We start from the raw sequence: 16663 nt of genomic DNA, 5'->3' as shown, positions 1-16663 counted from the left end.
CGCAGGACAACGACCAAGGAGTACAGAACGTGTCCCCTCTCTTCCCGGCCCTCACCGACGACACCCGGGCCGGGCGGCCCGCCCTCCGCTTCGGCGACCGGTCCCTGACGTACGCGGAACTCGCCGCCACGACCGGCACGCTCGCCGCCCGGCTCCGCGAGGCGGGCCGGGTGGCGGTCTGGGCGACACCGACGCTGGAGACGGCGGTGGGCGTCGTGGCCGCGCTGCGGGCCGGGGTCCCGGTCGTGCCGCTCAACCCGAAGTCGGGCGAGAGCGAGCTGGGGCACATCCTGAAGGACAGCGCCCCCACCCTGGTCCTCACCGCGCGCGGCATCGAACTCCCGGACGCGCTGGGCAAGTTGGAGCGCGTGGACATCGACGTCCAGGAGCGGCGCGGGTCGGCCCCGGTGTCGGCGCCGCTCCCGGCGGCGGACGAACCGTCCCCCGCCGCCCCCGCCCTCGTCGTCTACACCTCCGGCACCACCGGCCCGCCCAAGGGTGCCGTCATCCCCCGCCGAGCCGTCGCGACCACCCTGGACGCGCTGGCCGACGCCTGGCAGTGGACCGCCGACGACGTACTGGTCCACGCCCTGCCCCTCTTCCACGTACACGGCCTGATCCTGGGCATCCTGGGCCCGCTGCGGCGCGGCGGATCGGTCCGTCACCTGGGCAGGTTCGACACGGGAGCGGTCGCCCGGGAGCTGTCGGCCGGCGCGACCATGCTGTTCGGCGTGCCGACGATGTACCACCGGATCGCGGAGGCCCTGCCCGCCGATCCGGAACTGGCGAAGGCACTCGGCCGCGCCCGCCTCCTCGTCTCCGGCTCGGCCGCGCTGCCGGTGCACGACCACGAGCGGATCGCGGCGGCGACCGGGCGCCGAGTGATCGAGCGGTACGGCATGACGGAGACCCTGATGAACACCAGCGTCCGCGCGGACGGCGAACCCCGCGCGGGCACGGTCGGAGTCCCGCTGCCGGGCGTGGAGTTGAGGCTGGTCGAGGACGACGGCACGCCCCTCACCGCATACGACGGCGAGTCGGTCGGCGAGATCCAGGTGCGCGGCCCGAACCTCTTCACCGAGTACCTCAACCGCCCCGACGCCACCGCCGCCGCTTTCACCTCCGACGGCTGGTTCCGCACGGGTGACATGGCCGTCCGCGACCCCGACGGCTATGTACGCATCGTCGGCCGCAAGGCCACCGACCTCATCAAGAGCGGCGGTTACAAGATCGGCGCGGGCGAGATCGAGAACGCGCTGCTGGAGCACCCGGGGGTGCGGGAAGCCGCGGTCACCGGGGAACCGGACCCCGACCTGGGTGAACGCGTGGTCGCCTGGATCGTCCCCGCCGACCCCCAATCCCCGCCCGCCGCCGAGGAGTTGTCCACCCACGTCGCCACCCGCCTGTCCCCCCACAAGCGCCCCCGAATCGTCCACCACCTCTCCTCCCTCCCCCGCAACGACATGGGCAAGATCATGAAGCGGGCGCTGAGGACGGCCGACACGGATGACTGACCACCGCCGCACGGCCCGCGAGGCCATCGCCCTGGTGACCGACACCTTCACCCAACTCCCCGACTCCGCGAGGGAGTACGAGCCGGACGGCCCCCTCGCCTGGCAGGGCTACGACGCCTCACGCGCCCGGGCCGCCGAGCGCACCGGGGAGGGGGAGTCGGTGGTGTGCGGGCGGGCGACCATCCGTACGACCGAAGCCGTGCTCATCGCCTTCGAGTTCGGCTTCCTCGGCGGCTCGCTCGGCGAACGCACTGGCGACAGGCTGGAGGCGGCGTACACGTACGCCCGTGAGCACCGCCTCCCGGTCGTCTCCCTGATCGCGACCGGCGGCAGCCGCATGCAGGAGGGAATGCGCGCCCTCACCCAACTCCAGCGCGTGGCACGTCAGTCGGCGCTCACCCGCGCCGCGGGCCTCCCCCAGATCGCCGTACTCCGCGACCCGACGACGGGCGGCGGCTGGGCCACCCTCGGCGCCGGCGCCGACGTCGTCCTCGCCCTCCCCGGCGCCCAGGTCGGCTTCGCCGGCTCCCGCGTCCGCCCGCCCGACGCCGACCCGACGGCGTACACGGCCGAGTCCCAGGTGGCGGCGGGCTCCGTGGACGCGGTCGTACCCCCGGAAGACCTACGGGAGACGCTGGCCCTGTGGCTGGCCCTCCTGACCATCCCCTCCACGACCCCGGCACCCCCACCCCACGCCCTCCCACCCCACCGCGCCCCTCACAAGGGCCGCAGGCCCTTCAGGGGCGCGGGGCTGTACCCATCTGCGGCTCCGCCGCGGGGCGCGAGCAACCACGAACAACCCGCAGCCGCCACTGAACCGCTCCCCCCACCCCATGAGGCGCCCCTCCCCACCACCGGCTGGGAAGCCGTGACCCGCGCCCGATCCCCCCAACGCCCCCGCGCAGACGCCTACTTGGACGCGTACTTCACCCGCCGCGCGGCCATCAGCGGCGACCGCGTCGGCGGCGGCACCGACCCGGGCATGGCATGCGGCTTCGGCGAGCACGAGGGCCGTACCGTCGCCTACGCGGCCCAGCGAGGCACGGCGACCCGCCCGGCGGGCTACCGCACCGCCGCCCGCCTGATCCGTCTCGCCGACCGCCTGGGCATCCCCGTGCTGACCCTGGTCGACACCCCCGGCGCCGCGAACGACGCCGACGCGGAACGCCAGGGCGCGGGCGCCGCCATCGCGGACCTCTTCACCGCCGTGGCCACCGCCCGCACCCCCGTCACCACCCTCCTGATCGGCGAGGGCGGCTCCGGCGGCGCCCTCGCCCTCGCCGCACCGGACAACACCTGGGCCACACCGGACAGTTACTTCTCGGTGATCGCACCGGAACTGGCGGCCGCGATCCTCAAACGCCCGGAGGAACGGGTGCGGGCGACGGCCGACGAACTCGGGGTGCGGCCGCAGGACTTGGTGGAGTTGGGGGTCGTCCGGGGCATCAAGGGAACATATGGGTAGCGGAAGGGGGGGACAACTCCAAGTACCGTCCGTAACAATGTGGTCGGACGAGAGGCACGAATGACGGGGGGCGTCATGGATGGTCTGGTGGAGTTCACGACCGAAAGCGGTGCCGTGATCTCGGTGGAACCCGCCGAGGATCTGTCCGGCTCCCACCTCGTCGCGGACCGGGATGACGGAGCGGTCAGGGCGACCCGCACCTTCGAGAATGCCCTGGACGGCGTGCGTACCGCCGCCGAGTCGGCGCTTCGCGTCTTCCGGGACAGCTCACTCAAGCCGGACAGCGTGGAGATCGAGTTCGGTGTGAAGTTGAGCGCGGAGGCGGGCGCGGTGATCACGAAGAGCGCGCTCGAGGGCCACCTCGTGGTCAGGCTCGCCTGGTCCCCGGGGTCGGCCGACGGCTCGCCGGGGACGGCCCGGATGTCATGACCAGCACTTCGTGGCACGCCAGGATCGAGTGCGGAAGAGGCACCGGAGCCGGTCTGCTAGTCACTGAGCGTCATGTCCTGACCTGCGCCCATGTCGTCCAGGACAGTGGCACGCACGAGGTGCGCGTCACATTCGTGCACGGTGACGGGAAGGCGATCACCAGCAGTGTGATCACCCGGGGTCCCTGGGACGGCACCGTCAGCTCGCGCGGCGACGTGGCCGTACTCGAACTGGCTCATCCGGTCGACCTGAGACCCGCGGAATTCGCGGCCGTCTCCGAGGCGTACGGGGATCCACTGCCCAAACTGGCGGTCCTCGGTTTCCCCAAGCACAGCAGGAACGGGGCCTTCGCCGAATACCGGGCCACCGTCGCCCAGTTGATCAAAGGAGAATGGGTCCAGCTGGAGGCATGGAAGGCGCATGGCCAGCCCCTCGCCCCCGGATTCAGCGGCGCTGGGCTGACCCTCACGGACGGCAGGGTCGTCGGCGTGGTCACATCGGCCGCGAAGGACCCCGGGATCCGCGACGGACAGATGCTGCCCGCGCACGTCATGGCCCGCTACTGGCCACCCCTGGCCGACCTGATCCCGACTCCCGGGTACACCGGACAACAGCGGAAGCTGCTGCGGCTGCTGATCGAGGCAGCGTCCCAGGAGGACGACCTGCCGTGCAGCCCCGAACGGCTCTACCGCGACGCCGTCGGTATCGGGCCTCCTCCACCGAGCGGCTTGGACTCCCTCTGGGACGCGGCCTGGTACCTGCTGTTCGAGGTACCGGATCCCGCGGCGATCGCCCGGTTCGCGGGACGGCTCGCCATCTTCGTCAACGACCCGGCGACACGGAGGGCGCTGCGGACGTGGTCGTACGCGGGGAGCGCAGCCACGCCCAAGCGCAAGGCCAGGACGGCACGCGACTGGTCACCGATCCTCGTCGAGATCGCGCCCAGCGGCCGCGGGGACGACTACTTCCTGGTCGAGGTGTCCGCCTACGACGGTCAGAACCGCCTGGTGGTGGGAACGAGTCGTCTCGCCCTCAAGGACATCCGCGCGTACGTCCTGGAGCGCATAGACGAGGCGTATCACGCCCTGGAACCAGTGGCACGGGAACTCATCGCCTTCGTGGTGCCCCTGCGCTACCTCAACCTGGACGTCGCACACTGGCAACGCAGTCCCGACGACGACAGCCCACTCGGCTCCTTCGCCCCGCTCGTCGTCATCAGTCTGGAACGGCGGCGGAGCTTCGGCCTTCAGCACAAGCTCAAGCAGAAGTGGGAGTGTCTGGACGCCCAGGCCGAGGCACAGTTGCATCGCATCGGCTGCGAGTCGCTCGCACAGAACCCGAGGAGCCTGACCATAGGGCTGCGCCGCAGCACCCACTTGGTGGGCTTCGGTACCCCGCCGCGCGCGGACGGCGTCCGGCAACTGCTCCGGGCGACCCTGAACGCCCCGGCGCCGGCGGTGCTCTGGCCACGTTCCGGCTGTCGGGGCAGCGGCCTGTCGCACGAGAACTGCCAGGGAACGGCCTTCCTGGACCGTCTCGACGAACATCTCGTGGGGCTGCCGCTCGGGGAACTCCCCGCCTACATCCATGAACTACGGGAAGCGGCCTGTGCCGTCGACGCCGGTTCCGGTCCCCAGCCCGGGCTCGACTCCGCAGCCGAGTCGCCGTCCGCCGAGCAGCACTGGGCCCACGACCTGACACTGCTGTGGGAAGACCCACGGTGCCTGCCCGATCCGGACAGCTTTCAGGATCTGCCTGTCTGATGACCCGAGTCTGTGCGAGGAGACGTCCCCATGTCCCTGTGGCCCGTCTACACGGGTGCCGGCGAGCCCCACGACGGCATCGACCGGCTCCCCCCGCCACCGCCCTGGCGCGCCTTCGACGGGAGCCCCGAGCTGGCGCCCCCCGTCGAGGACGACGACATCTCATCCACCTCGCCGGACCGCAGGCACCGAGCCCGGACGTACCGCGCCACCGACCGTGCCGTGCAACTCGTCAACGCGGCCCTGTACCTGCGTCGCCCGCTGCTGGTCACCGGCCCACCCGGGAGCGGCAAGTCCAGCCTCCCGTACGCCGTGGCACGGGAGTTGAAGCTCGGGCCGGTGCTCCGCTGGAACATCACCAGCCGTACGACGCTCCACGACGGCCTCTACCAGTACGACCCGCTCTCCCGGCTCTACGCCGCGAGCCGCGCCGCCTCGCGTCAGCGCCCGCGGGACAGCGAGCTCCAGGACCATCTGCGGCTCGGCCCGCTGGGCACCGCCCTCCTCCCCCATGCCCGCCCCCGTGCCCTGCTGATCGACGAGATCGACAAGAGCGACCTCGACCTGCCCAATGATCTGCTGCACATCCTGGAGGAGGGCGAGTACGAGATCCCGGAGCTGGTGCGCGCCGCCCACCACACCCCTTCCGCCCAGGTGATGGTCGACGGTACGGACGACCGGGTGGCGGTGGCGCGGGGGCGGGTGCGGTGCCGGGCGTTTCCGTTCGTGGTCATGACGAGCAACGGCGAACGGGAGTTCCCTCCGGCGTTCCTGCGGCGATGCGTACGACTGGAACTTCCGCAACCGCGGGGCACTCACCTGGAACGGATCGTGCACGCGCATCTGGGTGAACCCGACACCTACGCACGGGAGTTGATCGAACAGTTCCTCGCACGGGGCACGGACGGAGAGCTGGCGACCGACCAGTTGCTCAACGCCATCTACCTGACGGGGGTGCCGGGGATCGACGCGGCGTCGAGGGACGAGTTGGCCGAACAGCTGATGCCGTATCTGAGCCGCGCCCGGGACGCGATGGACGGCTTCGGAGACTGAGAGGGCCGGGCGGACGGATCAGGGGGCGGTGAGGTCATGAGCGATTCGGTGGCGGACGGACCGCCGGCGCGGGGTGACAGCGAGGGAAGCCCGGCGACGGGAGTCGCGCGGCTCGCCGAGCTGCTCGGGCGGGCCAACCTCGGTGGCGGCGATCAGCCGACGCCCATCGAGTTCGCCGAAGTCCTGTGGCTCGCCCAGCACATACGTCCGCTCGAACTGCCCGGCTCCGTCCCACGCTCCGAGCACCCGGCCGCCGCGGTGCCCGAAGCCGCCGTACCGCCCGAGCGGACGGAGCGACCGCGGTCCGATTCGAGAACAGCGCCTTCGCAGCCCGCGCCTTCCGTCACCCCTCCCGCGTCGTCGCGCTCCGCGGACGACCGGGTTCCCCTCCACCTCCCGGACCTCCCTCGGACACCGGCCACCCGGACAGGCACGCATACGCCCCTGCTCGCCCCCGCTCCACCACTGCTGTCCCACCCTCTGAGCCTGCAACGCGCGCTGCGCCCCCTGAAACGCCGGGTCCCGGCCCCTGTCGGCCTGGAACTGGACGAGAAGGCGACCGCCCACCTCATCGCCCGGCCCGGGACGCCCCCACGGTGGTGGCTGCCCGTGCTGCGCCCGGTGGCGGAACGGTGGCTGACCCTGCACATCGTGTACGACGCCGGTCCCACGATGCCCGTCTGGAGTCCCCTCATCCGCGAACTCCACACCGCTCTGGCCCAGTCGGGCGTCTTCCGCACAGTGGAACTGAACCGTCTGGCCACCGACGGCACGTTGCGCGGCTCCGGTTCGCAGTATTCGTACGCCGCCGGCCGCACGGTCACGCTGCTGATCAGCGACTGCATGGGGCCTCAGTGGCGGGGCGGGGCGGCGGGAAGCCGCTGGTACCGCACGCTGCGCCGCTGGTGCGCGCGCATGCCGGTCGCGGTGATCCAGCCGCTGCCCGAACGCCTCTGGCGCACCACGGCCCTGCCCGCCGAGACCGCCCGGATCGGCGGACCCTCGCCCGCCGCGCCCAACTCGTCGTACGACGTGGAGTCCTTCGTTCTGGAGGGTGCGGAGCCCTGGGCTCTCCCGGTGCCCGTTCTGGAGGCCTCGGCGCCCTGGCTGGCGAACTGGTCGCGGTTGCTGCACGCGGGGCGGGTACCGGGCTCGGTCGCTCTGCTCGGTACAGCCCCGCCACCCTCACCGGTCGACGATCGGGGTCGCGGCGATGTGGAGCGGCTCTCCCCCGAGGAACTGCTGCTCCGCTTTCGCTCCCTCGCTTCTCCGGAAGCCTTCCGCCTCGCGGGCCATCTCGCGGTCGGGCGCCCCAGGCTGCCTGTCATGCGCCTGGTGCAGGCGGCGATCGAACGGGACCCTCGGCCACAGCATCTGGCGGAGGTGATCCTCAGCGGAATGCTGAGGAGCGTCCCGGGCCCCCCTGGGTCGTACGCCTTCCGGCCCGGGGTACGGAACGCGCTGCTGCGTACGCTGCCCCGGTCGGCCCGCCACCTCACCGCCGAACTCCTCACCCGAATGGGAGAGTTGATAGACGAACGCGCGGGACTGGCTCCCGGGTCGTTCACGGTCACGGCTCCGGGGGGCACGGACGCGACGGCGGAGGGCGAGCCGTTCGCCGTGGTGCGGGAGGAGAGTGTCCGCCGGATGGGCGGCACGGTGCCGGAGGACCCCCGGCTGGTGCTGGGCGCCTACCGGAAGGTGCGGGAGCTGTGGCACGGCTCGAAGGTATGGCAGGCGGAGGACACCCGGAGCGGGCGGACTGTCGCGATGTACCGGTACGAGGTGGGTCCGGACCAGCACGAGACGTTCCTGGACCGGGCACGGGCCCTCGCCGATGTCCGCCACCCCAACATCGTCGGTGTACACGTCTTCGGCCTGTGGGAGGGCAACGCGTGGCTGGTCACGGAGTTCGTCGAGGGCGTGACCCTGGCCGAGCTCACCGCCGAGGGCGGCGTCCGGCTGCCGTACTGGATGCTGACGTCGGTGGCGAACCAGGTGGCGCAGTGCCTCACGGTCGTGCACGGCCACGGCCTGGCGCACGGGCGGCTCACCCCGAACTGTCTCCTGCTCTGCCCCGACGGCACGGTCAAGGTCACCCGGTTCGCACTGGAGCGCACACGGACGGACAGCGAGTCGAGGGACCTGAACGATCTCGGACGCCTGTTGTCCGAATCGCTCGGCGGAGCGGCCACCGCCGAGCACCTGGGTCCCGCCGACACCGAACTCCCCCGGTCACGCCGGGCCTTCCGGGAACCGTTCGCCGACGCCGTCGAGGATCTCCTCTCCGCCGATCTCGACAGGCAGCGCCGCGGCAGGGACCGCTTCACGTCCCTCACCTTCGACAAGCACACCGCGGCCGCCGGTGACCCCTACGGATACCGTCTCCTCGGCCCGGTGCGGATCACCCGGAATGGTGGCCCCCTGCCCGTCCTCCCTCCCCAGGAACAGGCGCTGCTGTGCATGCTTCTGCTCAGGAGCGGCAGAACGGTGACGCACCGGGAACTGGCCGAAGGCCTGTGGGGCGAGCGGTTGCCGGAACACGCGGATCGAGAGCTCGCTCGGCACGCCTCCCGGCTACGGCACACCCTCGGTGCCGGGATCCTCGCCACCACCTCGGGTGGATACGCCCTGTACGCGACTCCTCGCACCATCGACGTGAACCAGTGCGAAGAGTTCGCCGCCAGAGCGGAATTCCGCCGGGAGGACGGCGAGACCTCGGCAGCTCGCGAATTCGTCCAGTACGCCCTGGACCTGTGGCGGGGCGAGCCCCTGGACGGTGTCCCGGGCCCCGCCGCCGATGCCGCGCGCGTCCGCCTGCGCACCCTCAGACTCGACCTGTGCGCCACCCGGGCCGAACTGGATCTGGAGAACGGCGACTTCGCGCAGGCCACGACGGATCTGGACGCGCTCCTGCGCGCCCATCCCGCCCGGGCGGACTTCCGTAGGCTGCACATGCTCGCCCTGCGCGGCCAGGGCCGCATCGACGAGGCGATCGAGTCCTACGAGGCGTACCGGGCGCATCGGCGCCAGGGTGAGCCTGACCCGGCTCCGGACGCGCTGTACCGGGAACTGCTCGACGCGCGGGAGTCCGGACGGACGGCGATCACCATCGAGACAGCCCCTCCCGACGCACACAAGCAGGTCCTCCGGGACCTGGACCGCACCCTGCCCTCGCTGCTCTCGCTGAGCGGCCTGGCTCCCGATCAGTACGAGATTCTCGGCCACACGAACGGCTATCTGATCCGCGCCGAGCCCGAGGCCTCCCTCCGGTCCGTGCTGGCGGCCCTCGATCCCGTCCTGCGCCGGCTCCCCCATGACCTGGGTCAGCTGACGGCTCCTCCCACGGTCCGGGTGACATGCTGGCAGGCCTTCCCCACCGGCCACCCGGCGACCCCACCCGACGTGCGAGCGGCCTTGGACCACATCCCCGGGACCGTCCTGATCGTGATCTCCCCCGGCCTCCACCGGGAACTCACCGCCGATGGCCCGTCTGCCGACGCGGCGCGCTTCCAGCCCCTGCACGGGGAGGGAGCCGACCAACCACCCTTGGCCTGGTATCGCGTCCTGGAGACGTCGGAGCCGGACACATAGCCCGGGAGAGGGCGGCGCAGGCGATCAACCACACCTGCCCCGTCGAAGAACCACCCGTCCAGGCCGCACCCCCCACCCGGCCCACCCCAACAGGCACCCCCGGCCCGCCCCGCGCACGATGCAAGGGAACCAGGGAACCGCCGACCGTCGGCGGCCCGCACGGCCCGTGCTCTCGGGAGGATCCGCCCATGACCGCCATGACCGCCAGTCTGGAGCAGCTGCGCCGCTGCCATTTCGGCGTCGACCTGGGGGCCGCGCGGACCCGGGTGTACGTGAAGGGCGCGGGCCTGGTGGTGGACCAGCCGAGCGTGGCCGCCGTGAACACCCGGACGGGCGGGCTGATCGCGGTCGGGGAGTTCGCGGAGAAGATGACGGGCCGTACGCCCGACTACATCCGGGTCGTCCGGCCGGTCGCCAGCGGCACGGTCGTCGACATCGACATGGCCCAGCGCATGCTGCGCCAGCTGCTGGGCGACAAGGTCCGCCGTACGCTGCGCCGCAAGCCCGTCCTGCGCGCGGTCGCCTGCACCCCGCACGGCGCGGACCCGCTCGCCCAGCGCGCCACGATCGAGACGCTGGTGGGCCTCGGTGCGCGCCGCGTGGAACTGGTCGACACGCTCATCGCGGCGGCGGTCGGCTGCGGTCTGCCCGTCGAGCAGCCGGAGGCCACCATGATCATGGTCTGTGGTGCGGGGGCCACCGAGCTGGCCGTCCTCTCCCTCGGCTCGGTCGTCAACGCCGTCCGTATCCCCGTCGGCGGCGAGGCCATCGACCACGCGATCGTGCAGCACCTGCGCCTCCGCCACGAGCTGACGCTCCCCAGCCAGTCCGTACGGCCGCTCCAGCTGGCCCTGTCCGGCAACGGCCTCACCCCGCACGGACCCGCCTCCACCGAGATCCACGGCCTGGACGTGGCCACGGGGCTCGCCCGCTCGGTCCAGGTGGACACCGCGGCCGTACGCGACGCCATCCAGACCCCCCTCACCGCGGTGGTCGACGGCATCGGCAAGGTGCTGCGCGACTGCCCGCCCGATCTGGTGGCCGACCTCGCGGACCGCGGCATCATGATGGTCGGCGGCAGCGCCCTCCTCCCCGGCTTCGACCAGATGCTCCGCCACGCGACCGGTATGCCGGTCCACATCGCCGAACGCCCCGACGTCTGCGCCGCCCTCGGCGTCGGCGCCATGCTGGAGGGCCGTCTCCAGCCCCTCAGCCTGGACCCGGTGGACGACTGACCTACGTCTCACCTACGACTGACCTACGACGTCGAGCCGACCCACCGCCCCATCAGCACCGCCACCCGCTCCCCTGCGAACATGCCTGCGAACGGCAGCGCCCCGGAGCACACGGGGGCGGCCGGCACCACGGCGGTCACATGGCGGTCGCCCCTGTGAGCCCGCGACGCCCCACCGAACACCCGTACGTGTCGTTCTCGCCGAAGTCCCGCGCCGCTAGGGTTACTTGTGAAGACCGCGGCCACGGAGGTGAGCGCAGGGATGCCAGGGCCCGTGACCCGGATCGGTATCACAGGACACCGGGAGATCCCGGACGCCGCCCTGTCCGCCGTCCGCTCGGGCATCCGGGCGGAGTTACGGGGCCGGCCCGGCACCTGGGCCCTCAGCAGCCTCGCCGCCGGCGCCGACCAGCTGTTCGCGGAGATCGCCCTGGAGAGCGGCATCCCGCTGACCGCCGTGATCCCCGGCATGGACTACGAGGCCCACCTCGGCGACGACGAGGTCCGCGCCTCCTACCGCCGGCTCCTCAAATGCTGCGCCGCCCGCGTGCAACTGCCGTACGAACGCACCCACGACGAGGCGTACTACGCGGCCGGCCGCTACATCGTCGACCACGCCGACCGCATGATCGCCGTCTGGGACGGCGCCCCGGCACGCGGCCTCGGCGGCACGGCCGACATCGTCGACTACGCGCACCTCACGGGCGTCCCGGTGACGGTGCTGTGGAGCCCCGGGGTACGGCGCGCCTGAACGGCCCCGGTCCCGGCGCGGCCTCACGATCCGAACCTGACCAGCCAGTCCGTGTGCTGCGGTGAGACCAGCCGCTCCGCCTCCGCGACCGCGTCGGCCCACCCGTCCTCGGTGACGGTGGTGCCCATGGCGACCCGCAGGGTGTCCAGGTCCTGTTCGACGAGCGAGTGGGCGTACGTCAGCGGCCGGTGGCGACGGACCTCCTGCCAGGCCACGCCCGCCGCGGCCGCGGCGCTCAGGACGCCGGTCGGGTCCCAGCGGCCGCCGATCACCCCGGCCGCCCTGAGCACGGCGGCGAGGAGCGCCAGCAGCGTCAGGAAGGTCGTCACGCCCGACCAGCGCACGGAGGCGCGGTGGGCCTGCCCGGCCTTGTTGCCGTACCAGGCGAGTTGTTCCATGACCCGGTCGCGGAGATAGATGTCGCGCCTGGTGGCGAAGGGTTTGGCGCGCACGGTGCGCATCATGGGCGTGATCTGCCCGAGCCCGCGTTCGGTGAGGTTCTCGCGCGGGTCCTCCCACCCCACCTTCCGCAGTTCGCTGAGGCGTTCCTCCAGGCGTTCGGCGAAGAGGGCCTCGGGGTTGACGAGCCGGGAGTGGAACGGCCCGCCGTGGACCATGAACTGCCAGGCCAGCGACTTGACCACCTCGGCGGCGGCGCGGTGGGCCTGCCATTGCGCCCGGGCACGGCGGCGGGAGGCGTAGAGGCCGATCCCGACCGTCAGGGCGTAGAACACGGCAGCGACGGCCGACAGGGAACGGCTGCCCACCCGTTCGGCCAGCGAGGCGGTCGCCGTGGCGAGCAGCAGGACGATCAGCTGCCTACGGACCACCCGGAATGACTCACCCTGATGGGTCAGCGCCTTCTCATCGCTGACACGGAACAGCGGGGACAGGTCTCGATCACTCACCGTGGTGCTGGGGCCGGGCGTCGCAGCCATGCACACCTCGTACGGATGCCGGGAGCCAACGGAACGGTCATGCTCTCGTCAATCAAGAGATTACGCCAGGCCGCCCCTTGTCGTTCCGGCACACAAGGCCGCGTGGCCAGGTGGCCACGTGATAGAAAGCGGCGAAATCCCTGCGAGCCAGGCAGGTTGGACCGTCAAGCATATGGAGGGAGACGACCCTTGTCCTCCAGTTCCCATCCGCGACAGATCCCGAAGAGTCGCGCGAAGAACATCCGGACCGAACGCGTGCGCGGTGAGCCCGAGTCCGCGAACACCGACCCGCCACCCCGCGATGGATGGCGTCGCGTGACTGTCCCCATCCCGCCGTTCCCCCGCGTCACGACTGTCACCGCAGCAGGAGGGGGCACAGGCCTCATGATCGCGATCGGCGCGGGGTACATACCACCGGAAGTGGCCTGGCCTCTGGTCACGTTGTCCGTGAGCGGCATGCTCTACGACCTCGGCCGCAGGGCACTCGGCCGAGGCAACTGACGCTCGGCGCGAGGTGGGCCGGAGCGACGCTGTACGCATTGCCCACTTCACCGAGGAACTGCGAAGATGGCCGTGCGGCCCTTGCTCTTCTTGCACATCGTCCTGCACCTCCCTGACTCCAGCGCCGGACCTCCGCCGCCTCGCGAGCTGCGCTCCGGCCTCGAACCTAGGTGACACACATAGAGATGATCCCGTCGGACAGCAACACCACAAACGGGTCGGCCACTGCTCAGCCGCCCGTTGGTACACCAACGCGGCTGTCGGCGATCGGCCCTCAGGACGCCAAGGTCAGGCGGTTCGTCGCACGAGTGACTGACGTCCCCGGAGACCGCGCCACCCCGTCTGGCACGTTCAACTCGGCCCTCTAGCCCCGCATGCGCCACGGCTCGAACTCTCCTGTGCCATCCGGGGGGCCGGGGCCCCGGCCATGAGCCCCCAGCGATTCGCGAAGTCGCAGGCTGCGAGGAGTGGGAGTGACGGCCATGCCCATCCAGGAACTGATCCTCAAGATACACAGCAGATGCGACCTGGCCTGCGACCACTGTTACGTGTACGAACACGCGGACCAGAGCTGGCGGGGACGACCCCCCTTCATCGCCGAGGAGACGCTCCGTCAGGCCGCCCGCCGATTGGCCGAGTACGCCGTCCGGAAGAAGCTCGCATCCGTCACGGTCATCCTGCACGGTGGCGAACCCCTTCTTGTGGGACCGGCCCGGCTGCGCCGCATCTGCGCGGAACTCAGGCGGACCTTGGCCCCGGTCACCGACCCCGATCTGCGCATCCAGACCAACGGCGTGCGACTCGATCGAGAACGCCTTGATGTCCTCAAGGAATTCGACGTCAAGGTCGGGATCTCGCTCGACGGCGACCGTGCCGCGAACGACCGCCACCGTCGCGACCACCGGGGCCGCAGCAGCTACGAACGGGTGCTGCGCGGGCTCGAGCTCCTCCGTCTCCCGGAATACGAGCATCTCTTCCAGGGGCTGCTGTGCACCGTGGACCTGGCCAACGACCCCGTTGCCGTGCACGACGCCCTGACCGCCCTCGCTCCGCCCCGGATCGACTACCTCCTTCCTCACGCCACCTGGGAGGCACCGCCTCCGGGCCGCGTCGGAACACCCACGCCCTACGCGGACTGGCTGCTCGGCGTCTTCGACCGCTGGGAGGCGCAGGGACGCCCCATGCCGGTCCGCGTCTTCGCCTCGGTGCTCAGCACCCTGCGCGGCGGCCCCTCCCTCACCGAGTCGATGGGCCTCGCGCCGGCCGACCTCGCGGTCATCGAGACCGACGGCACGTTCGAGCAGGCCGACTCACTCAAGACCGCGTACGACGGCGCCCCCGCGACCGGCTACGACGTCTTCCGGCACGGCTTCGAGGAGTTCGCCCGGCATCCCGGCGTACGCGCCCGCCAGTCCGGCATCGCCGGTGTGAGCGAGACCTGCCGGCGCTGTCCCGTCGTCGAGTCCTGTGGTGGAGGCCTCTACGCCCACCGGTACAGCGCCGAACGCGGCTTCGACAACCCGTCGGTCTACTGCGCGGACCTGCGCTCGTTCATCGAGGGAGTCGCGGAGCGGATCACCGAGCGCGGCCTGGCCCCGGCGGTCACCGACGCCGACGCACTGCGGCTGGCCCACCTGGAACTGGACCGTGCCCTGCTGGCAGGCCTGAACGCACATCTCACCGGTCACCCCGATTGGGACAGGGCCTGGCGACTCCTGGTCCGTCTGGACTCCGACGACGCGACCACACGTCACCTCGACACGGTCCTCTCCCACCCCTATCTCCGTCCGTCACTGCTCCGCTCCCGGCAGGGCCCCATGGACCTCCCCCGCTTCATGGCGGCGGCCGCGGCTGCCGCGGTGCGCGCCCGGGCCGAGGTGACGTTGGCCTGGGACCAGTCAGACCCCGTGGTGCATCTCCCGACGTTGGGGACCATACGGCTGTCACGGCCCGGCCGCGTCGAGTTCACGGTGAGCGGAGACGGCTTTCAGATACGCGGCACCGACCCCGGCCGGGCCGGGGCCCGCGAAGACGAAGACGGCGCCGACTGGCGGCCGTTGGAATCCCTGCTCCTCACGAGTGGACCGTCGCTCCTGCTCGACGACGCCGATCCGTACCGGGACTGCTACCCGGCGCCGGCCACTCCTCCGCTGAGCCCGTCCGACCTGGACGCCTTCCGCGAGCGTCTGCGAGCGGCGTACTCGCTCCTGGACAGACGCGATCCCTGTTGGCGGCAGGGCATCAACGCGCCTGCCACCACCACGATCACCCCGCTCGCCGCCAGAGCCGGCCTACGGCTCGGCGCCGGAGGCAGCGGCGCACTCGGCGTGGCCGTCGACTTCGGCCAGGAGGAGTTCGTCCGCGAACTGCCCCGCCTGGGGCGTCGGGCGAGGCTCACCGCCCTTCGCCAGGTCGCCGATCTGAACGTGCCCGGAAACCGGGCCGGGCGGCTGCTCGACATGGCCAGTGAGCACATCGGAAAAGCCGCGCCCCCATCACCCCGAGCCGCCGAGGCACGGGAACGAGCGAAGCGCGTACTGGACGAGCTGAGCGCCCTGTCGGCCTCCGAACTCACCGAAAGCGGCGCATACTTGGCCAACGAAATGAGAAGGGAGTGGACAGCTCTCCATGACTGACATCACCCGACTTCGGCACGCCCTGAGGGAGTTGGGCATTCAGTACGGCGGCATCCTCATGGTGCACTCCTCCCTCCGCGGCACCGGGCTGACTCCCGCCGCCATGAGCGATGCCCTACGAGACGTCCTGGGCCCCGACGGCACACTCGTCGTACCCGCCTTCACTCCGGAGAACTCCGACACCTCCGCCGCCCACCACCGCCTGACCCAAGGGATGACCGAACAGGAGAAGAGCGAGTTCCGAGCGGCGATGCCGCCCTTCGAAGCAGACGCCACCCCCTGCCCCACGATGGGCGCACTCGCCGAACACATACGGACGACACCCGGCGCCGTCCGCAGCGCTCATCCCCAGACCTCCTTCGCCGCGATCGGCCCCAGAGCCGCCGAGCTCCTCGCCGACCACGACCCGCACTGCCACCTCGGAGAACGGTCCCCCATGGCCCGCCTCTACGTCGCGGACGCACAGGTACTTCTCTTCCGGGTGGGCTTCGAGTCGTGCTCCGCCTTCCACCTCGCCGAGTACCGGACGACACCCCCGCCACCGACCCGGACATACCGCTGCGTCGTGGACCGCAAGGGTCACTGGATCTCGTACGAGGACGCCGTCCTGGACGACAGCGACTTCGCGGAGCTCGGGAGACGGCTGCCACGTGCGCTTCTCTCGGAACGGGAAATCGCGGGAAGGGGAGTGTTCCTCTTCGGGATGCGAGACACTGTGAACGCCGTTGGAGTCGAGATGTCCGGATATCGTCAGGGGATGCCGTGATACGGGGGCGTCAACAGGC

At 71.3% G+C, this 16663-nt stretch carries 12 protein-coding genes; 11 read left to right on the top strand and 1 reads right to left on the bottom strand.

The genetic code is table 11. The features are described 5' to 3' along the window. The first annotated feature begins 29 nt into the window (after positions 1-29). From JIX56_RS32365 to JIX56_RS32330, 8 genes are all read left to right on the top strand, one after another. Positions 30-1514, top strand: coding sequence for an acyl-CoA synthetase (locus JIX56_RS32365; RefSeq protein WP_257545791.1), 1485 nt, complete (start codon positions 30-32; stop codon positions 1512-1514). Further along, positions 1507-2979, top strand: coding sequence for a carboxyl transferase domain-containing protein (locus JIX56_RS32360; protein WP_257545789.1), 1473 nt, complete (start codon positions 1507-1509; stop codon positions 2977-2979). Before JIX56_RS32365 ends, JIX56_RS32360 begins: the two co-directional genes overlap by 8 nt. Positions 2980-3054: 75 nt before the next feature. Then, positions 3055-3408 (top strand): CU044_2847 family protein, encoded by a 354-nt coding sequence (locus JIX56_RS32355; RefSeq protein WP_257545788.1) that lies wholly within the window; start codon positions 3055-3057, stop codon positions 3406-3408. Next, positions 3405-5171: a serine protease gene (locus tag JIX56_RS32350; protein WP_257545786.1), complete on the top strand. Its 1767-nt coding sequence runs from the start codon at positions 3405-3407 to the stop codon at positions 5169-5171. Before JIX56_RS32355 ends, JIX56_RS32350 begins: the two co-directional genes overlap by 4 nt. Before the next feature lie 30 nt (positions 5172-5201). Then, positions 5202-6224 carry an AAA family ATPase gene (locus tag JIX56_RS32345; RefSeq protein WP_257545784.1) on the top strand — a complete coding sequence of 341 codons (1023 nt, stop codon included), beginning with the start codon at positions 5202-5204 and terminating at the stop codon, positions 6222-6224. A gap of 36 nt (positions 6225-6260) precedes the next feature. Continuing rightward, complete coding sequence (locus JIX56_RS32340; protein WP_257545782.1) at positions 6261-9818, top strand: SAV_2336 N-terminal domain-related protein; 3558 nt, start codon at positions 6261-6263, stop codon at positions 9816-9818. 197 nt (positions 9819-10015) lie between these two features. After that, on the top strand, positions 10016-11053 hold the full coding sequence (locus JIX56_RS32335) for a rod shape-determining protein (protein ID WP_257551255.1): 1038 nt from the start codon (positions 10016-10018) through the stop codon (positions 11051-11053). A 273-nt stretch (positions 11054-11326) separates the two neighbouring features. Continuing rightward, on the top strand, positions 11327-11803 hold the full coding sequence (locus JIX56_RS32330; protein WP_257545780.1) for a hypothetical protein: 477 nt from the start codon (positions 11327-11329) through the stop codon (positions 11801-11803). 23 nt (positions 11804-11826) lie between these two features. Here JIX56_RS32330 and JIX56_RS32325 read toward each other — a convergent pair whose 3' ends face one another. After that, on the bottom strand, positions 11827-12741 hold the full coding sequence (locus JIX56_RS32325) for a DUF4231 domain-containing protein (protein WP_257545778.1): 915 nt from the start codon (positions 12739-12741) through the stop codon (positions 11827-11829). 315 nt (positions 12742-13056) lie between these two features. Between JIX56_RS32325 and JIX56_RS32320 the strand changes: the two genes are divergently transcribed. From JIX56_RS32320 to JIX56_RS32310, 3 genes are all read left to right on the top strand, one after another. Beyond that, positions 13057-13242: a hypothetical protein gene (locus JIX56_RS32320; protein WP_257545776.1), complete on the top strand. Its 186-nt coding sequence runs from the start codon at positions 13057-13059 to the stop codon at positions 13240-13242. Positions 13243-13724: 482 nt separating this feature from the next. Then, positions 13725-15878, top strand: a complete 2154-nt coding sequence (fxsBH, locus tag JIX56_RS32315) for a radical SAM/SPASM protein FxsBH, inactivated beta-hydroxylase extension form (RefSeq protein WP_257551253.1) — start codon at positions 13725-13727, stop codon at positions 15876-15878. Next, complete coding sequence (locus JIX56_RS32310; protein WP_257545774.1) at positions 15871-16644, top strand: aminoglycoside N(3)-acetyltransferase; 774 nt, start codon at positions 15871-15873, stop codon at positions 16642-16644. The genes fxsBH and JIX56_RS32310 overlap by 8 nt, the downstream gene beginning before the upstream one ends. Positions 16645-16663: the final 19 nt, after the last annotated feature.

It is taken from the genome of Streptomyces sp. CA-210063 (assembly GCF_024612015.1).
Classification (GTDB): domain Bacteria; phylum Actinomycetota; class Actinomycetes; order Streptomycetales; family Streptomycetaceae; genus Streptomyces.
The sequence above is the reverse complement of the archived record's forward strand: the minus strand, read 5'-3'. Positions and strand labels throughout refer to the sequence as shown.